The 22,267-nt window shown below is 57.6% G+C and carries 24 protein-coding genes and 1 pseudogene; 1 reads left to right on the forward strand and 24 read right to left on the reverse strand.

The features are described from left to right. Positions 1-27 precede the first annotated feature (27 nt). The 21 genes and pseudogenes from PVA48_RS00115 to PVA48_RS00215 all read right to left on the reverse strand — a co-directional run bounded on the left by PVA48_RS00115 (position 28) and on the right by PVA48_RS00215 (position 18,762). Entirely contained in the window at positions 28-1,158 is a 1,131-nt protein-coding gene (locus tag PVA48_RS00115; protein ID WP_180975177.1) for an acyltransferase family protein, read from the reverse strand. Between the two features lie 25 nt (positions 1,159-1,183). Continuing rightward, the gene (locus tag PVA48_RS00120) at positions 1,184-2,275 is read right to left on the reverse strand and encodes an adenylyltransferase/cytidyltransferase family protein (protein ID WP_102728350.1); all 1,092 of its coding nucleotides are present in this window, start codon (positions 2,273-2,275) and stop codon (positions 1,184-1,186) included. A gap of 50 nt (positions 2,276-2,325) precedes the next feature. Continuing rightward, entirely contained in the window at positions 2,326-3,477 is a 1,152-nt protein-coding gene (locus tag PVA48_RS00125; RefSeq protein ID WP_215443074.1) for a WecB/TagA/CpsF family glycosyltransferase, read from the reverse strand. Between the two features lie 2 nt (positions 3,478-3,479). After that, on the reverse strand, positions 3,480-4,718 hold the full coding sequence (locus PVA48_RS00130) for a glycosyltransferase family 4 protein (protein WP_102728349.1): 1,239 nt from the start codon (positions 4,716-4,718) through the stop codon (positions 3,480-3,482). 61 nt (positions 4,719-4,779) lie between these two features. Further along, positions 4,780-4,950, reverse strand: a pseudogene (locus PVA48_RS00135) (DapH/DapD/GlmU-related protein); the annotation flags it as partial. Between the two features lie 343 nt (positions 4,951-5,293). Next, positions 5,294-6,400: a glycosyltransferase family 4 protein gene (locus PVA48_RS00140; protein ID WP_102728348.1), complete on the reverse strand. Its 1,107-nt coding sequence runs from the start codon at positions 6,398-6,400 to the stop codon at positions 5,294-5,296. 3 nt (positions 6,401-6,403) lie between these two features. Then, a complete protein-coding gene (locus PVA48_RS00145; RefSeq protein WP_102728347.1) occupies positions 6,404-7,264 on the reverse strand; it encodes a hypothetical protein in 861 nt (286 codons plus the stop codon). After that, the gene (locus PVA48_RS00150; RefSeq protein ID WP_180975176.1) at positions 7,246-8,094 is read right to left on the reverse strand and encodes a glycosyltransferase family 2 protein; all 849 of its coding nucleotides are present in this window, start codon (positions 8,092-8,094) and stop codon (positions 7,246-7,248) included. The genes PVA48_RS00145 and PVA48_RS00150 overlap by 19 nt, the downstream gene beginning before the upstream one ends. Further along, a complete protein-coding gene (locus PVA48_RS00155; RefSeq protein ID WP_423232041.1) occupies positions 8,091-8,606 on the reverse strand; it encodes a hypothetical protein in 516 nt (171 codons plus the stop codon). The genes PVA48_RS00150 and PVA48_RS00155 overlap by 4 nt, the downstream gene beginning before the upstream one ends. 86 nt (positions 8,607-8,692) lie before the next feature. Further along, a complete protein-coding gene (locus PVA48_RS00160; RefSeq protein WP_423232042.1) occupies positions 8,693-9,334 on the reverse strand; it encodes a hypothetical protein in 642 nt (213 codons plus the stop codon). Positions 9,335-9,410: 76 nt separating this feature from the next. Further along, positions 9,411-10,085 (reverse strand): acyltransferase, encoded by a 675-nt coding sequence (locus PVA48_RS00165; RefSeq protein WP_423232043.1) that lies wholly within the window; start codon positions 10,083-10,085, stop codon positions 9,411-9,413. Further along, complete coding sequence (locus PVA48_RS00170) at positions 10,073-11,110, reverse strand: glycosyltransferase family 4 protein (RefSeq protein ID WP_423232044.1); 1,038 nt, start codon at positions 11,108-11,110, stop codon at positions 10,073-10,075. Before PVA48_RS00170 ends, PVA48_RS00165 begins: the two co-directional genes overlap by 13 nt. Before the next feature lie 298 nt (positions 11,111-11,408). Continuing rightward, positions 11,409-12,395, reverse strand: a complete 987-nt coding sequence (locus PVA48_RS00175) for a hypothetical protein (protein WP_102728343.1) — start codon at positions 12,393-12,395, stop codon at positions 11,409-11,411. A gap of 13 nt (positions 12,396-12,408) precedes the next feature. Continuing rightward, entirely contained in the window at positions 12,409-13,269 is an 861-nt protein-coding gene (locus PVA48_RS00180; protein WP_102728342.1) for a hypothetical protein, read from the reverse strand. A gap of 4 nt (positions 13,270-13,273) precedes the next feature. Continuing rightward, positions 13,274-14,086: a hypothetical protein gene (locus PVA48_RS00185; RefSeq protein ID WP_423232045.1), complete on the reverse strand. Its 813-nt coding sequence runs from the start codon at positions 14,084-14,086 to the stop codon at positions 13,274-13,276. Next, positions 14,053-14,769, reverse strand: coding sequence for an MATE family efflux transporter (locus PVA48_RS00190; RefSeq protein ID WP_423232046.1), 717 nt, complete (start codon positions 14,767-14,769; stop codon positions 14,053-14,055). Before PVA48_RS00190 ends, PVA48_RS00185 begins: the two co-directional genes overlap by 34 nt. A gap of 137 nt (positions 14,770-14,906) precedes the next feature. Beyond that, entirely contained in the window at positions 14,907-15,185 is a 279-nt protein-coding gene (locus PVA48_RS00195; RefSeq protein ID WP_309557049.1) for a hypothetical protein, read from the reverse strand. Between the two features lie 11 nt (positions 15,186-15,196). Further along, positions 15,197-16,966 (reverse strand): GumC family protein, encoded by a 1,770-nt coding sequence (locus tag PVA48_RS00200; protein ID WP_309557048.1) that lies wholly within the window; start codon positions 16,964-16,966, stop codon positions 15,197-15,199. Beyond that, positions 16,945-17,229 (reverse strand): hypothetical protein, encoded by a 285-nt coding sequence (locus PVA48_RS00205; RefSeq protein WP_309557047.1) that lies wholly within the window; start codon positions 17,227-17,229, stop codon positions 16,945-16,947. Before PVA48_RS00205 ends, PVA48_RS00200 begins: the two co-directional genes overlap by 22 nt. Positions 17,230-17,265: 36 nt before the next feature. Further along, positions 17,266-18,063: a polysaccharide biosynthesis/export family protein gene (locus PVA48_RS00210; protein WP_102727461.1), complete on the reverse strand. Its 798-nt coding sequence runs from the start codon at positions 18,061-18,063 to the stop codon at positions 17,266-17,268. 36 nt (positions 18,064-18,099) lie between these two features. Then, positions 18,100-18,762, reverse strand: a complete 663-nt coding sequence (locus tag PVA48_RS00215; RefSeq protein WP_102728339.1) for a sugar transferase — start codon at positions 18,760-18,762, stop codon at positions 18,100-18,102. Positions 18,763-19,034: 272 nt separating this feature from the next. On the opposite strand from PVA48_RS00215, the gene PVA48_RS00220 reads away from it, so the two are divergent. Continuing rightward, entirely contained in the window at positions 19,035-19,244 is a 210-nt protein-coding gene (locus PVA48_RS00220) for a hypothetical protein (RefSeq protein ID WP_146021116.1), read from the forward strand. A 234-nt stretch (positions 19,245-19,478) separates the two neighbouring features. On the opposite strand, the gene PVA48_RS00225 is transcribed toward PVA48_RS00220, so the two are convergent. From PVA48_RS00225 to PVA48_RS00235, 3 genes are all read right to left on the reverse strand, one after another. Beyond that, positions 19,479-20,129, reverse strand: coding sequence for an NUDIX hydrolase N-terminal domain-containing protein (locus PVA48_RS00225; RefSeq protein ID WP_102728337.1), 651 nt, complete (start codon positions 20,127-20,129; stop codon positions 19,479-19,481). Between the two features lie 241 nt (positions 20,130-20,370). Next, positions 20,371-21,069, reverse strand: a complete 699-nt coding sequence (locus PVA48_RS00230; RefSeq protein ID WP_180975173.1) for a SanA/YdcF family protein — start codon at positions 21,067-21,069, stop codon at positions 20,371-20,373. A gap of 31 nt (positions 21,070-21,100) precedes the next feature. Then, entirely contained in the window at positions 21,101-22,024 is a 924-nt protein-coding gene (locus PVA48_RS00235) for an ankyrin repeat domain-containing protein (RefSeq protein ID WP_102728335.1), read from the reverse strand. Positions 22,025-22,267: the final 243 nt, after the last annotated feature.

Here is a 22,267-nt window from a genome sequence, read left to right on the forward strand (position 1 = left end):
ATAAGCCACAGAAAAATCGGAAGACCTCTAAAGAGGGGGCTCATTGATGGAAGCGGACCGGGAAAAGGCGGCGGCAACTATCTCCTTTTCCTGCCCGTCAGTCACCGGCTTTCTCCGCTTTTGGGCAAAGATCAGGTATTCCCAGCCGGGGTAATGCCGGACCACCTGCCGATGAAGAAAGAATGCTCCCGCAAATACCAGGACCGCCGCAATCATGGGAGAAGGAAGTTCTTCAGGAAGGATTCTCGAGAGGAGCGGCATCAACCAGGGAAGGATCAGGCAATGGACGGCATAAATGAAGAAAAAGAGGGGAGCGCATGCCTGAGCGATTTTACGAAAGAACGTCTTTTCCGCCAGCAGAACGCACAGGGAGCCCAGTCCCAGAATCCCCGGAATCCAGCAGGGGATGGTGTGCAGGGTTTCCGTGGAGATGACGCCGCCATGGTTCATCCACGCTATTGCCGCCCACGCGGGAAGGGAAAAGTAACTTATTTTTTTCAGGAACAGCTTAATCTCGCCCAGCGTCAGGGAGGAAAGGCAGAACCCCAGCATGAAAAAAGCCAGGGAGTCCGCCCACGGAACCCGGGGAGGGTCGGAAAACAGCGCGTTGATCTCCGGAAACAGCACTACGGAGAAGAGAACGGCTATCGTCGCGGGAATCAGCAGCTTCCTTTTTCCCAGGGCAAATAAAAGCGAAGAGAGCAGGCTCAGCGCCATCACGTATTTCAGGAACCACAGGGGGCCGTCGTAGGGGAAGGTGGTTCCCACTCCCGTCAGTTTCCAGGGCAGGCTGCTCCAGTCCCACGTGCTTGAATGGCCCAGGCTTAAATAAATCCAATGCCTGAAGAACGCTTCCAGAAAAGCCGCGCCGTTCCATGCCAGATAAAATAAAACGTACCTGCACGGGGAATGACGCCAGTCGAACATTTTCCTGCGTCCCACAAAGTAGGCCGCCGCCATGAACAGAAAAGGCACCCGCTGGAAGAAGAGAGGGAATTCCGCTCCGCTTCCCCCAGCATGAAAAAGGACGATGAAGAACAGGCCAACCACCCTGCCCAGGTCAAGCCAGCATTCCCTCGGCGGCGTCCCGGGAACGGCCCCCGGACGGGTAGCCTGCGCCTTTTCCGGCTCCGTGTCCGGAGAGTATTCTTCAACCATGGACATTTTCATTCCGGCAAAAGAATCAGAAGGGGCTTTTGCAATACGGCTCCACAGCCCTCATGCCGTCATGAAGACGCACCGCCCCGTCCCTGTCCTCCTGGGAAGCGAACAGGTACAGGGCATATCCGCCGAACCCGCCTCCCAGGTATTTCTTCGCCAGCTCCTCCCCCAGTGCTGGAAGGGGGGCCATCCCCTCCTGGAGCTGCACGCTATGGTACAGCGCCACTCCGGCAGCCAGTTCATGAATGCTGCGCTCCATCACTCCGGCGCGGGCAATCAGGGAAGACTGGGCGATGCGGGCATAGTCCCTGCACCCGTCAGCCATTCCCGGCGTATCATGGTCATGCCCGGTGTGGAAGACCGCCATTTTCCCGGCCAGAAAGTCACCGGTGCTCTTGATGTCCAGCACGGGAACGGCGCCGGAACGCCAGACGCACAGCCCCGTTTCCGCAATCACGGCCGGATCCTGCCAGCCAACCCCCAGGGCAAGTTCCGACTGGACGGGGTCCCGGCCCTGCAGCATGGCCCAGGCTCCGCTGCCTCCCAGTCCGGACCGGAGTTCATAGGGCCAGTGGTCCAGGGATACAAACGGACTGATGGCGCAGTTGACAATGTACGCCCCCTGCCGCGCATGCCTGGGAACGTCCAGCCAGCCCCCCGCAAAGTCCACGCGCAGGGGAACGCTAAGCGGGGCCTTGATTCTGTTCACCAGCTGGGTGGTGGAAATCTGTTCGGAACAGGGAGGCGTTTTGGGAAGCACCACATACCGCGCTCCAATTCTTGCGCACAGTTCCCTTTTAAGGTCGCCGTAACAGTCATCTTCCGTAACAGCCAGGATATCGGGCCGTTCTTTCAGGAAAACGTGTTCAAAATCCATTCCCGGCTCCAGATGTTCTCCGCAGACCACCTTGTCCACCATACACAGGCTTTCCAGAATCACTTTTTTATGGTCGTCCGGGATGGATGGTTTTCTGCGCTTGCTTTTCCAGAGCACCTGCCCGGAGGCGAAGGAGACGATGAGGAAATCCCCCAGCGAACGCGCTTCACGGAAGAACTGGATATGCCCGGCATGAATGATGTCGTAAAAACCGGAGACGAATATTTTGGTAGCCATCGTTGAAATGTATTAAGGTGTGGATGTTGCTGTATGGAGAGGGGTAAGCATTAAACCGGAGCGGCGGGAACCGGTGCATGGGAGGAACCGGCCTCCCATTCCAGAGCTATTGTTTCCAATTCCCGGTTCCCTTCCACATAGTCCTCAAAGAGAACCGGATATTGCGGCAGAAGCAGCGGGAGGTCCTCCGGAACGTTAATTTGATGCCGTCTTCCCAGTTTTTTCCTTACCAGGGACTGGAGTTCGCAAAAAGCCATCGGCACCAGGCTGGCGTTGAAGGGCAGGTTCCAGAACCTCGCATCGTCGCTGACAATGATGAATTTCCTGCCTTCTTCCCTGCCCCAGTCAGCCAGCAGGTCATCCATGTTGCCGGGAAGCCGGCCGAAACATGAAACCAGCGTACAGGGAAGAGGGGGCGCTTTTCTTTCCCTTCCGGAGGCGGCAGCCGGCCTGGCCGCCTTTTGCCGTTGTTTTTCACGGATAAAAATCCAGGGCAGGACAGAGATTATTTTCCAGCAGCGTTTCATTTGCTTGCGGGGTTCATTAAAAATGCGGTAGAGAAATTCCAGCCTGCAGTCCACCATCCAGGCAGGGGCCCTTCTGATATGCCGCCCGGAGGCGAAGTTAAAGACGGCGCCCACGGCCACCATAACCCCCCGTTGAAGATGGGGGCACAGCCTGTTCATGAATATTTCCTGCTTGGGAGCGCCCAGGGAAACCCAGACGATGTCCGGCAGGTATTCATTGATTCTCCCGGCAATAGCCGCGTAGTCAAATTCATCCACAGGGCAGAACGGCAATTCCTCAAAAGGCATGTGCTTCACGCGGGGATCTTCCCGTTCCAGGGTCCGGCGAAGGGCATCCAGCGTCTCGCGGTTTCCTCCCAGGAACATCATTCTGTATTTTTTCATGCCGATGGCGTCGCTGAAAATCTGGGCGCCGCAGTATTGGGGCCTGTCCGCATGCAGCAGCCATTTCAGGTAGACGGGCACCCAGCCGCTGTCGCAAATGGTCAGGAGCGCTCCATTCAGCACATTCCTGTATTCCCGGTTGCGCTGTACCTCGGAAAGTACATGGCCGTCCGCCACGCAGATGTATCCGGCGCCCCCGGAACGGAGCACTTCGTCCATGCGCCGGAAAACGCGTTCACGGTCAAATTCGTATCTGATGTTGAAATAGGTCTCCATACGGTTTTCACTCATGGTCAATGTTGACGGGCCTTCAAAACTTCGCGGTAAATGCCGGCCATCCTTTCCGCCTTGCGGTTCCAGTCCAGTTCCCTCTGCCTGGCGTAAAACGCTTCATCCATATCCCGCAGGACCTCCCTGTGATGGAAAAAGAAACGGATGCGTTCCGCAAAGTCCCGGGCGGACCGTCCGGGACGGGTCAGGGGTATCTTGCATCCCACGGTTTCATCCACGATGGTTCCCATGCCGCAGGTATCAAAGCAGAGCACGGGCAGGCGGTTCATCAGGGCTTCCACAAGCACGGTTGAGGTTGCTTCCATGATGCTGGTAAAGAAAAAGAGGTCGCTTTCCCGCATGAGTGATTGAACCTTTTCATTGGAGACTGTGCCGTGCCACACGCATTGCCCCGCCACGCCCAGCCGTTCCGCAAGGTTCCGGTAGCCCCGCCCCCTCTCCCCTCCCCCGCAGATATGCAGCTTCAGCTCCGGCAAATCCCGGAGATGGGTGAGGGTTTGTAATGCCAGGGCCAACTGCTTGCTGGGTATCATGCGGCCTGCCCACAGCAGCCTGAATTGTCCGCCGTCCGTTGCCCTCCGCACTTTCTCCTTCGGCGCGGCGCAGCCGGTTTCGCTCATCAGCAGCGCTTCCCGGCGATGGTACCGTTCCATTTTCTCCCGCACTCCCTGAACGGAAGCCAGCACGGCGTCAGCGCGCTTCATGGCTTTCCGCACCCTGGGCTGGAACCTGGCCTGCACGGTATTGATCACGTTTTTCAATGCCGTCTTCCCCACCTGCCCCCAGCCGCTTTCCCGCAAGTAGGCCACCGGCGTATTTTCCATTCCCCCCACCGGTCCCCATATGTAGGGAATTCCCCCGATTTTCCACAGCATCCCCGGCTCCCGGAAGCCTATCATGTTCAACTGGTGAATGACGTCTATGCGGTTTTCCGCCATGATGCGCCGCGCCAGCGCAAGCGCCCGTTCCTGCCATTTTTTGTAATGGCGGTAAAAACGCCAGTCCCCCTGGTCCCAGCACATCCGGCGAATTTTTTCCGGTACGGGAAGATAATGGAACACGATGTTGCCGGCCTGGGGAAGGCGGGCGAGCTCCCGTTCTATGTTTTCCCTCCATTCCCCCTCCGTAATCACATGCACCTTGCAGTGCATGGCCAGGTGGATGACCCAGTTCCACCCCATGCCGGGTTCGCTGCCCCAGTCCGGGTTGACGGCATAAGCGTTAATCAGGATTTGCATCATGGCTTGTCTATTTGATGGAATTAAGGTAGTTCCGGTGCCTTTCCTCCTCTTCCGGGGCGGCAAAGCGGCGGCGGATGACCCGGGCAGGATTGCCGCCCACCACGGTCATGGGCGGCACGTCTCCGGTCACGACGGCGCCTGCCGCTACAATGGCCCCGTCCCCTACGCAAACGCCTCCCAGGATGACGGCGCCGTGCCCAATCCACACGTCGCTGCCGATGACCGTCATGCCGTCCTCCCAATTCCGGGAGAATCCCAGATGGCGCAACCGGGCCTGTTAAAGGAATGGTCCCTTTTTCCGATGAATGAAACGCGGGCGGCGCACAACACGCTGTTTCCAAAGCGTATATCGCAGGAGACATGGCAGTGTGGCCCCAATTGCACCCTGTTCCCGAAAATGATCCGTTTGTGAGGGGAATTCAGATGCACATGCCTTCCTATCCTGGTCATTCCCTCCACGGTGACCCAGCGTTGAAGCAGGCGGAACCGTATGAAACTGCGCACTCCGTTAGCCAGGGAACGCAGAAACAGGATGGGCCGGGACCTGCCCGGGGCGGCATTGGCGGAAGCATTCATCATACAATATGTTCCATGAGATGGTTGACGTATTCCCGGAATCCCGCAGGCATCAGGCATTCTTTCAGGCGCGGAGGGGACGGACTGCCGCCGCGGTCCAGGCAGGTTTTCCGGAGAAGAGAGGCCAGCCCCTTTTCATCTTCCGGATCGAACAATTCCCCGTTCCAGCCCCGGCGGATCAGGCAGGCGGAGCCGCAGCGCCCGGAAACCAGGCAGAAGCACCCGGCGGCCAGCGCATCATTGACAACCGCCCCAAACGGTTCCACCAGGCTGGGCAGGACAAAAACGTCGGCCAGATTGTACCAGGCCGCCAGGCGCTCGCCTTCCAGCCAGCCGGTAAAAATGGCGCTGACTTTCAGCCGGACGGCCAAATCCTGCAATTCCGGTCCCAGGCTTCCCGACCCCGCTATTACCAGAACGGCGTCCTCCGGAAGGGCCGCGGCCGCCCTGACCAGGCATTCCAGATTCTTCTCCGGGGCCAGGCGCCCCACATACAGGACCACCCGTTTTCCGTGCAGGCCGTATTCCCGCTGCATGGAATGGCTCATGGAAAGCGCTTCCCGGCATTGTTCCCGGAATGCCCGTTCATCCCTGACAATCGGAAAAAAGACGCCCTTTCCATAATGTTCCCGGTACCAGCGGCATGCCTCCCTGTCCGGGAGAATCACATCGTCCATCACCGGCATCGCCGCCTTCCGCGCCAGCGCATGCATGCGGGACAATTCATTTCCGCGGATCATGTCCATGCTGTCATCGCAAATGCTGACGATTTTGAATTTCCAGCGGCAGACCGCGCGCAGCAGGCATACCTCCAGAGCCAGAATGGAAAACTCCGGAACGATCACCAGATCGGGCTGTCCCTGCCGCAGAATGCGCGCAAGGCCGGAGGGAACGCGCCGCCCGGCCACGCGGACATGGTTCAGGTATTGGGGGCGGAACGCGCAGCGGGCTTCCATTTCCGGCCTGTTGTAGTGGTGGTCCGGAGAATTTTCATATTCGAAAAACACCTCCATCTCTCCAATCCGGGCCAGCGCATTGAAAAAATCAATGCGGTAAGGCGCCAGGTATTGATGAAAGACCATCAGTTTCCGTTTGTTGCCGTTCATGATTCAGTGCCTTTTCCTGTAATATTGCCACGCTTGCCTGAAGAAGCCGGAAACCGTCTTCCGGACGCCCGCATACCGCAGGGAAAACCGCAAGGGCCGTTGAATTGAGCCGCACAGCTCCAGCAGCTCCTCATCGGTACTCCGAAAAAGGCGGCTTAAACAGCATTTGAGGAAGGGGATTCCGTGGCGGCGGGAATGAAAGGGGATGACGTGCACTCCCCGGCAGCCGCCCAGAAGCTCCCTTTGCCTGCGGTCAATGGGAGAAAACAGGGAGTGGAAATAATAAACGGGGGTCTCCGCATGCAGAAAAGGGGCCAGGCGGTAAAAAGGCGCCCGTTCCGGGTCGTTCCCGTACCGTACCAGCAGGGGATTGATTCTGGCGGCGTCTTCCATTTCCGTTTCCGGCGCAAGGTCAAAATAGCCGTTGAAGGAGAAAACGCGTTCCGCATGCAGCAGGGAGCCGAAGAGAACGGCGGCATAGCCTCCCGAGGAACTGCCCACCATCGTTACCCGGCAGCCTTTCGTCTCGTTTTCAAGCCACTTCAGCACCTTTTCCGGAGAATTCAGGCGGCTGTTGATGCCGCCCAGGTACCATTGCTTGAAAACGTCCCGGATGAAGATGTGCCTTCCGCAGCCCGGAACCCTGGTTCCGAACCATTCAAACGTATTCCGCAGGGTGACCCGTTCATGGAACCGGGCGCGGTTGTTGGGAAAGTACAGGTCGTTGCTGCTGAAATAAACGGCGCACCGCGAATCATCCCCCTCCGGAGTGCGCTCCATGAGGTAATTGTCACGGGTCCTGTACGTCTCCAGCACCTCTTCGTCATCCGTCTGGAACACCCAGTCTATTTCGTTGCTGTCCATAAGAAGGGGAGAAAAACTCGTACATGCATGCAGATCATGGCCTTGCACGCGGCCAGCAGGCCGTCGTGCCTGCGGACGTAGTGGAAGTAATACCTGGGCTGGGCATTCCCCAGCGGGGAATACAAATTGCGGAGCCTGCCTGCCAGGGGCACCTTCCGGTCCGTCCAGGCTACGGCCTTGTCATGCCGTTCGCAGGTTCCCAGGCAGGCGGGGGCCACCCGCAGCTTTATTCCGCGTTCGCGCGCCGTACGGGAATAGTCGTAATCCCCCAGCGCGTGCAGGTAGAACCCGTCCAGAATGCCTATGCGCTCCACCACCCGCCGCGGCACCCACAGAATGTTCCCGTGGCATAATTCGCACTCCCTCAGGGTTCCATCCGGAATAACGGGCTTCCCGCCCGCCGTGCCTCCATAAGTCCACTCATCCGTGCCGGGATGGCAGGTGGAGCCGCAGATGACGGCGGCGTGTTCCATCCGGAGGGAGGCTTCCAATAGATGGCTTACGGCAAACGGATGAAGCACGGTATCATCATTCAGCCACAGGTAGAAATCCGCATCCTTCTTCAGGGCGTCCTCCCATGCCGTCCTCATTCCCCGGTTCCAGAACAGAGTTCCGTCCCCCGTGATGACGGAAACGGAGGGGTAAGCCTGCCGCACGGCGTCTCCGGTGCCGTCGGAGGAACCGTCATCCACCAAATGCACGGAGGCGTCCAGCTCCGCTTCCGGCAGTGCGGAGAACAGGGCGGCAAGGGAGCGGAACGTTTTTTCCCTGCGGTTGTGGCACGTCATCAGGACCGCAAGTTTTTTTCCGGAGGTATCATCAGTTTTCATGGAATGCGTATGGAGGGGAGAGGGTTGGAGGAACGGCGGCGGAAGATGCTTTCCACCCATTCGTGAAGCTCGCCGTCCGTCATGGCCCGGAAGCGGCTGGAATAGCACATGGCGATCATCATCCACAGGGAGATGTTCATGATATCCAGATTGAAGTTGGTATCCTCCAGCCATCCCCAGAGCCAGCGGAAGGCCACGAACACTCCCAGCAATTTCATCCAGCGGTTGTTGGAGCGGTAAATGGCCAGATAGGAGGCCTGCCAGTAAAATCCCGTGTAAAGGAAGAGCCCAACCACCCCCGTCCAGGCGAAAATATTGAGGAGGACGGGTTCGCACCAGGCGCGGCGCTTCTGGTCATGGTAGGACTGGCGCTCATCACTGGACATCTGGAAACTGGTTTCATACCCCTGCGCCGGGGTGCGCCCCAGCAAAATGCAGCCGTCCTTCAGGGAGGAAGAAGCCACCTCTTCAAAGACGATGCTGCGGGAATCCGCCAGCAGGTCGTCCTCCACGGAATTTCCCGGCGCTCCGGCGTAGGAGCCGACATCCAGGACATTGAAGACGCCGCCCAGCCCGAGGGCGAGAAAGAGGGAGGGAATTAAAACAGGGCGTGCCGCATCATCCTGTAAAAGCAGTCCTTGAGCAAATCCCTGCCGCAATAGACGGCCAGCAGGGACAGAGCCACCAGCGCCTTTAAAATCTGGCTCCTGGCTCCCATGCTGACGCACACCATCAGGCATGCCATGACCAGCACCACCAGCTTCCATTTCCGGGGCAGCAGGGGCAGCCACGGCACCAGCATCAGCAGGGGATTCAGCAGGGAGGCGTAAAAGTCCGGATTGAGGGTGAACATGAACAGGAAAAAAACGGGGATGAACACCTTGAACCAGACGGACAGGACCTGCCGCGTCACCTCCGGCAGGCTGAACACGTAAACCAGCACGGGGATGAAAAGCGTGGGGGCATTCGTCACCAGGGCCCGCGCGGACCAGTAGCCGTCCACGGCGAAGACGCCCCGCAGGCAGCAAATGAATACCCACAGGAAATAAATGGAAAAGAGGGGATAAACGGGGGCGTCCTCCCTCCGGAAATACTTCCGCATGATGACGAAGGACACCGACAGCAGGAGGGCGGAGGAAAGGGAAATGGCCTGTTCCGTACAAACCGGGTGAAGGACGGCGGCGGACGAGTACATGGCCAGCATGATCATGGCCTTCACCAGGATGATGAAGGGGAGCACGACCCGGATGCTTGAAGGAAGGCGGGATTTCCCATCAAGGGGCGGCCTTCCATTCGCCTGACATGAAAGGGCCGTATTACGCATGCGCGCTCCTTTCCATCACCTGGGAAGCTTTCCCCTCCTCCGCCCGGCGGATGCGGCGCGCCGGATTTCCCGCCCACACCTCATTGGAAGGGATGGAACGCGTTACCACGGAACGTGCTCCCACGACGGCGTTGTCCCCGATGGAAACGCCTTTCAAAATGAAGGTTCCGGCACCCAGGAAGACGTTGTTCCCAATCCTGACGGGAGCGGACCGGCGCAGAAGCCTGTCCTCCGCTCCCCGCCTGGCTTCCGGGTCCAACGCGTGGAAATCCGTATCCATGATGTGGACTCCGAATCCGGCCTTTACATCGTCTCCGATCGTCACCGACTGCGTGCAGATAATCACGGTATTGCTGATGCCCACCCGGTTGCCGATGCGCAGCACGCCGTCCCGGTCCACGGAAATCAGGCAGCGCTGGGAGGAACGGGAGACGCCGTGGGAGCCGTTCCGCATGGTAAATTCCCTTCCTATGCGGCACGGCACGGATCGGCGGCGGCTTCCCCTGGATATCCTGACGTCCGGAATGCCGAACGAACAGAGGCCGGGGCCGTAAACCGCGTTGCCGGCATACAGGAGCCACCTGGCATACCAATTGTGGAGGGGATGCAGGCAGACGGCCCAGCAGCGGAGCACGGCTTTCCTGGCAAGATAAATCAATTGCTGCATGCGGCCCCCTCCCTTCCCTTTCCTTCATGTTCCTCCGTCCCGTTCCCGGCCTCTCCGGCGATGCTGCCGTAGATGCGCTTCAGTTGTTCCGCATTCGCGGAACGGTCATGGCGCTCCAGAGAGGCCTGCCTTCCGCGGAAGGAAAGACGCCTGCACAAATCCATGTCCCCGAACAGGCGGCACACCAGCATGGCCAGCATTTCCGTCTCTTCAAACCGGTACAGGAAACCCGTTTCCCCGTCGGACACGGAATCCATCATCCCCCCGGCATAGGACGCGATGCAGGGAGTGCCCACCATCTGGGCTTCCCCCAGTGAATTGGACTCATTTTCAATCATGGAGGGGCAAACGAAGACATGCGCCTTCCGGAATTGGCTGCCCATCTGTTCCGCGTCCAGGCGTCCCAGCCAACGAAAACGGTCCCGGACTCCCAGCCGTTCCATCAGGTTTCCCAAATAACGGGCGTAGCCGTTCCTGCGCCACGCAGGGACTGACAGGATGTCCGGTCCGGCCACCTTCACCCTGGCGTCAGGATAATGCCGCAGGACCAGGGGAAGAGCCTCCACCACTTTGTGCAGCCCTTTCAGGGGGTAGTGGGACTGGCTGAGAAAAACCGTATGCTTTTCGCATGTTCCGGCATCCCATTCATGACGGTAAAAGGGTTCCCTGAGCGTGGGCTGGAGAACATGGTACCGTGCCGCGGGGTTCATGGCCCATGCGTGGGAACGGTCCCAGGCGGTACGCCCGATCACATGGCGCACCCTGCCGAACAGCTCCCGTTCGTATTTTCCGCGCGCCTTGATTTTCCGCTGCTGGGCAAAAAGCGTGTCGCGGCGCAGCAGATCGCGGAAGGTAACGGATTTCACGAGTTCCCGGATAGGAATGCCGCCCAGATAGAACCCGGCGCAGACGGAAGACAGCCCCTGGATGGAAACGGCCGTGCGTTCCGCCCCGCAAGCCTGCACCCAGGCCAGGGAGTGCGGATATTCGGAACCGTGGATATGGACCACGTCCGGGCCGAACATGTCCCTGATTTCCCGGAAACAGGGTTCCAGTTCCTTCCTGTACCCCCCATGTCCGCAGGGGCGGGAACCAGGTAATAGGTCATGGCCTCCCCGTCCAGGCGGCGCAGGGTGCGCCCCGGATAAAACATGACGGCGGCCAGCTTTAAATCCGGGGCGGCTTTCATCAGCTCCTGCGCTCCCGCGTACATCCAGCCTCCCAGAACCGGTTCCGGAAGCCCAAGCATCCGGCACGGTTCGGGAAACAGGATATTGGACAGCCAGAGCACGTTCATCCTTTTTTCCGGAGGGTTCATGTTCTTCACCAGTAGCACCCCCCCTCCACACGGCTGGCGTGGCCTACCGTCTCCTCTCTCCCCGGCCTAGCCCACGCGTCATTGAAAAGCCGGGAATAATCATATTTGGGAGCGCCGGGATCCGCCCCGTAGGCCGGGTCTTCCCAGCGCCTGCCCCGCAGGCCGAACAGCAGTTGAAGAGCCCCGCCGAGATGCACGGCCTGCCTGCCCCTCCTCTTGGCATGGGCCGCCAGATGAAAGCCGTAAGCCCCGCATCCGATGAGGCAGACATCGTAATCCCGGCGGTCCATCTCCCCCTCCATCCACGCCAGGGCTTCAAACCAGTCGGCAAAACGGTCCGGCCCCGCGCCCAGGCTCTGGACGGCGGCCAGCGTCTCCAGGGAAAAGGAAGGAAGGACCTCCGGGTTTTCAAAAATCCTTTCCCTGTTCCGTTCATATTGGAGCGTGATGCTTTCCGCGAAAGGATGGACCACCAGCACCTTCCTTCCCTCCAGGGCCCTGCTCCATGGCCGGGAAGACCAGTAAGGCTCCAGATTCAGCAGGCGCACGCGGGGAACGTCCCGGATCATGGGCATCACCTCCCGTTCATATGGAAGCCAGCTTCCCAGGATATCCAGTTCCTTCATGTCGCAGAGCATCAGCTCGCAGAAACGGGCCAGATACTCCGGCGCGGCCGGGAAAAAGCCGGACCACTCCCTCATCTGCCTCATGATGCTTTTATTCCACCACCACTGGTCCCTCCGGCCTGTGATGTAGTCCAGCGGATTCCTGCCCGCCTTCCCAATTTCCAGATAATTATGCAGGCAGGACATTTCCGTGCAGCCAAACCGCCCCACCATGGCGGGACGGCCGGAGCGGAGAAGGTCCTCAATCATCGCGGAAGCCGCGTCCGCGTCCAGTTCACAGGAAGGGGGGTTCAGTTTCTCCCTGCCGGAACAGCGGTCAAACATGCGGCGCAGCAAATGCAAACCCTGGTGCGTCAGTGAAATCATGGCATGGACAAGTTTAATTACCTCCGCAGGCATTCTCCTCCCGAAGGAAGCGGCGCTTCATGGACCGGAGCTCCAGCCGGCTGCGCCACGTCTTCCAGTTCCTGGCGGCATTCCTGATTCTCGCGGAGCAAGGGGGCTTTTCCTCCGGATCAAAAAAACCCCTCCTGGAAAAATCCATGGAGATGCCGTGCCGTTCAAACAGCTCCGCCACCGGCCCGTACCATTTGCCGTGGATGATGCCCGTGAAAATGTAGGGAATGATCTGGTACCCCTCCCGGGAAAACAGGGAGGGGTCCACCGTCAAAAACTCCATGCGGGAATACTTCGCCCTCCGGCTGCCGAAGCATTCGAACTTCCAGGCGGATTCTTCCTTCCTCAACAGGGAAAGCAGCGCCTCCCTGCGCCACAGGGAGCCCTGGCAGCACGCGTACCAGGGATAATCCGGGTCACTGGTGAAAAGGCCTTCATACCGCGAAGGCTCGCGGGCCGGAATTCCCTCCGGCGTCAACTGGATGCAGGGAATTTCCGGATGGGCGCGCATCTGCTCCGCATACCTTTCCACCGCCCCGCCGTCCACCGGCGCCGTCAGGAAGTAATCCTCCTGCATGTAAAGCACCGTATCCGTTTCCATGGCCTCCAGGGCCCATTTCAGGCATTCGCTCCACGTGGCCCTCCCGCGCCCCGGAATGGTGCGGCCTGCGCAGCTCCTCAGGGAAACGACGTTTTTTTCCGGACCGGAATAGGTCTTGTACTCCGTATTCAGGTAGACGCGGGCGGGGCAATCGGGCCAATAGAGGGACCAAAGCCTGAAAAAAGGCTCCCAGCAGTCTTCAAAGGAATCACAGGTATTGACGAGAATGGAATAGGATTTCATGGAATTATTTGGAAAACTGAATTTTCCTCCAGGCGCTTTTCAGGAAAAAAACAAGGGTGCCGCGCTCCCTGCCGTCCAGAGAAAAAAACCAGAGGAAAAGGAGGAAGACGACCAGGAGCGAGCAGGTGCGGAACAATACCGGAACGGGAGAAAGCGACGCATCAATCCGGGACAGGAGGATGCCCGCGGCAAACGTAGCCGCGCTGGGGACAAGGCACGGCGCCAGCACCTGGAAAGAAAAATCCCGCAGGCTGAGGCCAAGGCGCCGTACGCAGATGGAAAGGGCCAGCAGCCCCCCCGGCACGGTGACGAAGAGAATGGCGGCCACATACATCATGCAGGGAGGCGATCCCATGCGATAGAATCCCCAGGTAGCGCCCAGGAAAAGAATCCCGGAACCCGTTTTCACCAGCGTGTACAGGCGGATGTTCCCCTCCGCGTAAATGGCGGACCCCAGGCTGAGGAAAAGCTGTTCCAGCAAGGTTCTGGCAAGCTGGAGCCTGCAGAACAGGACCGCCCAGGCGGGGACGGAATGAAGCCAGAGGCCCAGGAGTCCCGGAGCCTCCAGAATCAGGGGAATGGCGAAAACCGCCATGAGCAGGTAGGCGAATTTGCAGCCGGACAGGGAGGCCCGCAGCATGAGGCCGCGGTTGCCCGCCCCCTCGCTTTTTGAAATGACCGGATTCAGGGCCTTCAGCATGGTCCCGGAAAAAGCCATGGTTTGCCCGTTGATCTGCTGGGCGACGGCCTGCGCCGCATTGAGGGCAACGCCGAAAAAGTGGTTCAGGACGATGCCGACGCCGTATTCCGACAGCATGCTGCTGGCGGAAACCGTGAAATTCCACCCGCAAAGCTGCCCATTTCCCGGAAAACGCCGCGTTTCCAGTAACGCCGCGGCGCAATCACGCACTCCGCATAGTTCCTGCGGCAATAAACAAGCATAGCCGTCATGGCAAGGATGGAAATCCCGGCCATCAACACCCCGTACAGAACCAGCTTGTCCGCCAGCACATGAACGACAAGCAGGGCCGCCCCCAGCTTCAGGAAAGATTCCAGAACGCCTATGACGGCGAAATACAGCATATTTTCATGGGCGTTCAGCATGGCTTCACAGGGAACGCCCAGAATGCCGAACACGGTGCTGGCGATCATGGCCCAGTAAACGCACCTGGCGGCAAAAACCCGGTCCTCCGGAATATTGAGAACATGCCCGAACAGGATGGGGGCCGCAGCGTACAGCAGGATTCCGACCATCACGGCAATGGCAAGATGGAGCACCACGCTGATATTAAACACGATTTTCTGCTTCTCCGGGTCCCCTTCCCCCTCCGCGTAGCTCATGAAGCGCTGGGTAGCCGCCGCCATGCTGGCGTTGAGAAAAGCCAGCATGGCAATCACGCCCGCCACCATGTTGAAAATGCCGAAGTCGTCCACTCCCAGGGCATTCAGGACCAGGCGCGTCGCGTACAGGGAAACGAACATGGTGACGCCCATTTTCATATACAGGAATCCTGTGTTCCTTATCACTCTGGAGACGGTGTTCATGAAACGGTGGAAGAAGAAAATACCGGGAAAAAGGCTATGGGGCTAATGCTGAAGAAAAGGGAGTGATCAACGCAGAGGACAGTTCAACGACGCTATCCGTCAGTTTCGGAATATTCGTTGTAGTAATGAAAACGGGAGTTTTTGAAATTCTCCGCATTGAGGATAATAGCTCCGGAACGGAATTCGCCCTTGTCCGCCAGCCCCTGGATGGCGGGGACGTACTGCTTCTCAATCATGCCGCATCTGATGACATAAAGGACCAGGTCCGCATGGCGCGCCATGAGGGAGGCATCCGCCACGGCCTCATACGGGCAGCCGTCCAGAATGATGCGGTCATACCGGGCGCGCCAGTACCGGAGCAGTTCTTCCAAACGGCCCCGGGTCAGCAGCGCGACGGGATTGGGGGAACGGGACCTGCCGTCACCAGGTCAAATCCCGGGAACCTTTTGCCGGATTGCAGGACGGAATCCGGAGAGGCCTGCGGATTCATCAGCAGGTGCACAAGGCCCCTGGTATTCTTCCCTCCGTAAAAGGCGGAAAGACTGGCCTTGCGGAGGTCTCCATCAATGAGAAGGACTTTTTTCCCGGTCTGGGCATACGCGGCGGCCAGGTTCAGGGCCGTAAACGTCTTCCCTTCCCCCGCCCTCGTGGACGTCAGGAACAGGACGCGGGGCGCTTCCTCCGGATTGGGCAGCAGCATAAGTTCCGCATTGTTGCGGAGGATGTGAAAGCATTCTTCCATGAAGGAACGGCCATTCGTGACGACCAGGGGCAGCTTTTTCCGCTCCTTTCCGGAAAGCAGGGGCAGTTCCCCTGCCAGCGGCAGGTCCGTCACTCCGGCAAGGTCCTTCTTATCCCGCACCTTCGTATTCAGGGCGTTCCCGGCCAGCAGGACCAAAAGGCTTGCAAAGGCGCCTCCGGCCATGCCGCCCATCGTCATCAGGGACAGTTTGGGCGCTACGGGAGCATTGGAGCCGAACGCAGGTTCCAGAATGCGGGCGCTTGGTTCCGTCGTGGCCAGAGCCAGGGCGTTTTCCTCCCTCTTTTTCAGCAGCATCAGGTAAAGTTCCTCCATGACCTTCTGCTCCCGGAGAAGAGGGACCAGGCCTTCATCCTTGGAGGCCATGTCCGACAAAAGCCGGTTGAGTTCATTCCGCTCCTTTTCCAGTTCACCCATCCTCACTTCCAGCGCGTTGCAGTAATTGGCGATGGAACGGCCAATGGATTCGCGCATCTCCTTCATGTTCTCCGCCAGCGAGGAAACCATGGGATTCTGCCTTCCCGCGCTGGCGAACAACTTTTTATGCTGGAGGAAATTGTCATTGAAAAGTTCGATCTGCTTGGCAATTCCCGCATCCTGAATGCCTATATTGGCGGGGATCATGTCCTGCTGGCGGCTCCGGTCCGCCAGCAGCCTGGCGAGCACCTTCACCTGGATCAACTCCGTCCTGGTGGAGAAAAGTTCCGTCCCTATTTCCTGCACCCTGTTGAACGTGGCATCCAGCGTCGTATCCATATCCTTGACGATCCGGCTGTTGCGCTTGTAGTCAATCACCTGCTTGTCCACGCCGCCGAGCTGGCCGCCAAGCTTTCCAATGCGCTTGACGATGAACTCCTCCGCCCGCGAGGCGGCCATTTGCTTCTCCCGCCTGGAATGGTCATTGTAAACCTCAATAAGATAATTCAGGGCGTCTTCCGCCTTTTGCGGATGGGAAAGCCTCAACGTCAGCTCCAGCAGGCTGCTTTCCTTGGAATCGGGCCGCGTTACGCTCAGCCGGCCCAGCATTCCGTCGGTGGCCTCCTTCACGGAAACGCGCTCCACGAAAATGGTCCTTCCCATGCTGCCTGAAGAAAAATAAGAAGTAGGGCATACATTCACCGTGGCGAAGGGAAGCTTCAGCGGAACGCCGAACTTTCCGTGCAGAACGTTTTCCCCGCTCTCCTTCGCCCGGTAAGACAGGGAAAATTCCCGGCCATTCAGCGGAGTAACCGCCAGGGAACAAGGCTGAAACGCCACCTCTTCACTGAACTCCGCCTTCAGGGGAGTCGTATGGTAAAGATCCACTTCCCGGATATTCCGCTTTTCCCAGTAGGAGACGTCGAGCCCCAGCCCCTTCACCACACGGCTCATCACCTCCGAGGACTTGACCACATAGCTCTCGTTCGCCAGGTTGGCCTCCCCGGCTTGAACCCCAGATCGGAAAGAATGATTTCCGAGACCTGGGCATTCTTCTGCTTGTCATCCCTCAGCATGATGCGGGCGGTCTTCTGGTACAGATACCCCTGCCGGGCGCAGATGAAATAAGCCAGCCCCGCGCCCAGCAGGGCGCACGCCAGAATCCAGGGCCAATACCTCCTGGCCGTGGAAAAAATGAACCGGAAGGAAAAAATATCGTTGTCCTCAGGCTGTATCACTGAAACGGGCATGGAAGGAAAACAGGATGAAGCGTCTTACAGGCTGATGGCGATGACGGCGATAAGCAGGGACAGGCCCGAAAGGCCCCAGGCGTAATACTGGGCGCTTTCGCTCCTCATGTTGATCTTGCGGTCTGACGGAGTGACATAAATAATATCATTCTGCCGGATATAGTAATAAGGAGAGGAGAAAATGGACTTGCTGCGCAGGTCCAGCTTGACGATCTTCCGGTCACGCTCCATTTCCCGGATCAGCACGATGTCCCGGTTGCCGTCGATATTCAAATCTCCCGCCCGGCTGATGGCGTCAAAAATGGTGACGCGCTGACCGTCCACCTGGTAGGAGCCGGGATTATTCACCTCTCCCAGAACGGAAAATTTGAAGTTCATGATCTGGACATTGACGGAAGCATCCTTGATGTAATCACTGTTGCGGAGCTTTGCGGAAATGTCGTGGGCAAGCTGGGAACACGTCTTCCGGGCGGCCTTCATCTTCCCGATGACCGGCAGGACAATATATCCCTCGTCGTCCACCAGGTACCCTTTGGGCCGCGAATTGCCGGTGTTGTTGGAGATGGAATTGCCCATTTCCGCCATGATGAAGGGGGTAGTCAGTTCCGGCTGCTTGCTGCTGACGGAAATATAAAGCTGATCGTCTTTTTGAATAGTCGTCTGGTATTTGGTGACTATATCCTGCCGGGTCTCACCCGTAATGTCCTGGATATAGAGAACCTCTTTCGGATTGACGCAGGAGGCCAGCAGCAGGGAGCAGACAGCCAGGGAGGCCAGCCGGAAAATTCCGGGAGAAAAAAGAGAGGGGCGGTTTATCATCATTAAGGTATAAGGTTATGGTTTTAAATGGATAAATAATCAGGATTCTTCCTGCTTGGACGGAAAAGGCATAGGCACGGAAAGATCGTTCCTGATGAGCATGCTGCCCGAGATATTCCTGAAAGCGTCCTCGCACTGCCGGACGTCCTTATGGGCCAGCAACCGGACAACGGTTTGGAAAACGATCCTGGCGTCCATGAACAGGGACACATTCCGGGCGTAAACGATGTCGTAGCACAACCGCCTGTAGAACGGGATTCCGTTCCTTCCGTATACCTGGGCCATGCCGGTCAATCCGGGCCGGACGGAACAGCGCGCCATGCGGCAGCGGCCGGGAAAAACATCCAGCTGATCCGGAATCCATGGCCGGGGGCCTACAATGGACATGTCTCCCTTGATAATGTTGACCAGCTGGGGCAGTTCATCCAGGGAATAGCGGCGTAAAAAAGTTCCCAGCGGAAAAGACCTCAAGTCATCCGGAAGCAGGAGCCCCTCCGAATCACGGGCATCCGTCAGGGTCTTGAATTTAAAAACCCTGAACAATTTCCCGCGGTACCCCACACGCGTCTGGAAAAAAAACGGAGACTTCCGCGTATGAACCAGGAGTATTATGGATATAACGGCCAGAAGAGGCGATACGATTATCAATGTCCATAAGGATATGGCAATATCCAATACGCGTTTTCCAAAAAACTTATACATGGCTCCGCGCGCAAACTACCGGATTTCAAATCCGGCATCTGACTTTCCGGAGAAAAACGCTCATCATCAATGATGATAAATAACTTGCATGATTCTAAAATTTCCTTTCACGCCGCCTTGCGGAAGCGCTGCCATTTATATATTCAACCACAAGTATCTGATCCGCATGAAAAAATATTAATTCGTCATTGACGACGGATTTGAAATCCGCACTTTTCATGAATGCAACAACAACAAAATGGAAAAGCGAAAAACGCCGCCATTCCTGAAAAATGAAACCGCTTTCCACGCTCACAGGAACAACCAGAATATTCCGGGTTCAAAATGCCGCAATTGAAGAGGACCGCAATGAAAAAACAGGAAAATTAAGGAAAAAGAAACCTGAATTTCCGAGGGCTGGAAAATTCTTTCGGAAAAGGAGGCATTCCGAAGAAATGCGCCTGGGGCATGCGCCAAAAAGCGCACATCTTCACGGACAATGAATTGCCGGCAACAGGCATCAAGACAAAAAACCGGTTCCTATGATGCCATAGGGCGGATGGCATTCCCTGCCGGAGTTGAACCGAGCCTTTGCCGTTGGAGAGACGGCCTTCCTGACCGCTAGAAGAAGGGAACGTTACAGCCGGAATAAAACAGCCCGCTTTTCGCAAGCCGCTGGGACTGGCATAGCACTTTCCCGGAAAGAGTCAATGATTTTGCCGTATATGTTCCCTTTTTTAATCAAACACGGGATTCCAGCAGGGATCGTCCGCCGCATCAAAGCACAGCAGCGCCTGTTCCGGCGTGTTCTTTTCCAAAGCCATGGGAGGCAGTTCATCCCGTCCGAACCAGCGGCTTTCAGACGTTTCCAGATTGGGCTGGAAGGAGCCGCCCTTTTCTTCACATAATACAAAGACCTTGCAAACCCCGTACGCATAGGGGGGAGGGTTGTGCCTGTTGCGGTCATGCAGGGCTATCAGCCGTACCGCTTCCACTTCCAGTCCGGCTTCTTCCCGCACTTCCTTGATCGTGTTATCCCGCACGGACTGGTTCACATCCACCCAGCCGCCCGGCATGGACCACAAGCCGGAACCTTTTTCTTTCACCAGCAATATTTTACCTTCCCGGAAAATAGCCGCGCGGGTATCCATTTTCGGCGTTTGAAATCCGGTCTCACTGCAAAACAGCCCCCGGACCGTACCCATATCCAGCCCGGATTTGGCGCTCATGATTTCCGCGGCGATTTCCCTCAACCGCTGGAAACGCTCCAGATCATAGGGGTCTTTCGCATACGTTATCCCCGCCTGGGCCATAAACTGAAGTTCCACCGCCCATTCCAGCCATTGCGGAGGCAGCGCATTACGGACCGTTTCACCAGCGTCATCCATGCGTCCACGTTACCACAAGGAGCTATCCCGGCGAACCTTATTTTCCATCCGGCCGCCTTCCGTGGCGGATTGTTCACTCAGGCCTTCTGGACCATTCCCCATCCCCATGGCAGATTTCCCCGCGTAACCGGCACGATTGATTCATCCAGTCTTAATGGACCAAGGTACGGGCACTCCCCAGGTTTGCCCTTCCGCATGAAAAAAGACGCCTCATGACGCTCCAGGCCGCATGAGGCGTTGATCATTTTTCCCCTTTTACTTCCGGCACTGCCACGGGTTCCCCCAGGAACCGGGGTTCACGCCCCCACAGCCACAAGTCCAGCATCATCCATACGCGCGCCGCGCGCTCCCTGAACCAGCTTTTAATGCGTGAACTGCGGTTGGGAACATCCGGGGCGCTGACGGCCCACGCGTCCATTTCCTCATGTGCAGCGATGGCCAGGGCGCGTTCATTGTGAAATTCCTGGGAAACGACAATCATGGTTGAAACGCCAAAGACCTCCTTCATCCTCACGACGGAATCCAGCGTCCGCAGCCCCGCAAAGTCACACACAATCCGGTCCTCCGGAACGCCGCGCTCCACCAGGGCCTGCTTCATCCATTCCGGTTCATTGTAGGCGTGGGAGCTATTGTCCCCGGAAACGACAAAAACCGTCGCCTTCCCGGCCCTCCAAAGTTCCGCCGCCGTATCCATTCTATTATAGAAATACCCGTTGGGGCCTCCCATGAACGCAGGGGAGCACCCCAGCACCAGGGCAGGCGCGCGAACGGGAACATCCGCGGAATGCTCAAAAACCCTGCCTCCGGAAGCGGAAGCTATGTACCACTCCGCTCCCGCCGACAACAAGGCCAGCGCCAGAAAGGCGCCTCCCGCCGCTTTCAAAATGAAAACGGCTATCCTGCCCTTCCTGTTCCAGCCACGGTCCAAATGCTTTCCCATCCAATAAACGGCTCCTGCCAGCATAGACGCTCTATTTCACTTTAAGCTTTGAATGTAAATAGTTCTTAACCGCAGGATCCACCGTTTTGATATCCAGCACCGTATCACCCCATTTATTTTTTGCCTTAATGTCCGCTCCGTGATCCACCAGAAATCCCGCCACGTCCAGATAACCGCCCTCCGCGGCATAGATCAGCGCGGTTTTTCCATGCCTGGTCTTTCCCTTTACCTTGGCTCCCTTTTTGACGAGGTACTTGACCATATCCAGGCATCCCCGCTCGGAAGCCTTCATCAAAATGGAGTGGCCTTCCTTGTCCGTGCCATTCAAATCCGCTCCTTTAGCCACCAGCATTTCCATTCCATCCATATTCCGGCCATCAGCGGCATACGCCAGCACATTCCGGCCTCCCTTGTCCCTGGCTTTCACGCTGGCTTTCCTGTCAATCAAGTAGGCAAGAATGTCATTGCGCCTGCACGTTGCGGCTCTCATCAGGGCGGTCGTGCCGAATTCCCGGTCCTTTTCATTGGCGTCATATTTGCATTCTTCCATCAAATACTTGACAATGTCCATATTGCCCCCTTCCACGGCTCTCATGAAAATGGAAATGCCGTACTGGTCCACAGCCTTGGGGTTGGCGCCTTTGGACAGCAGGTAATCAAAAATCTCCTTATCTCCCACATACGCCGCCCAGGCGAGTGGAGACCAGGTCATCGCGTCCCTGCCATTCACGTCGCTTCCCTTTTTCAAGCCTTCCAGCTGCAACCCGAGATTCACCCAGTTCTTCAGCCTGTTTTTTGACTTTAAGGGGTCGAGGGCCGCCTTCACTTCCTTTACCTTCTTTAAAGCGGCATCGTAAGAGTCAATTCCAGCGGCAGCGGCGTGAGAAATGGAAGCCGCACACAGGCAGGCGCCCACCGCCCAAACGGAGAGTTTGTTCAAATTCATGGTCATCATAGGGTGTGGGGATGGGTACCGGAAACCCGGCAGGGAGACCCCCGGAATGGGTTCCAATATAAAATGGAAAAACCTTTTGGTCAATAAGAGAAGGAATGGGCCAACACCGGACCTCTAACAAAAAATGGCTCCTACCCAAAATTCCATGTGCCCGGCTGTCCGGGACCCCGGACAGCGTCACTACACAATCCTGCAAGGGACGCTTGAACATAAATGCCCCGGGGCCTTTTACGGAAAACCAGA

It is taken from the genome of Akkermansia sp. JRP_AM1 (genome assembly GCF_049262625.1).
GTDB classification, from domain to species: Bacteria; Verrucomicrobiota; Verrucomicrobiia; order Verrucomicrobiales; family Akkermansiaceae; genus Akkermansia; species Akkermansia massiliensis.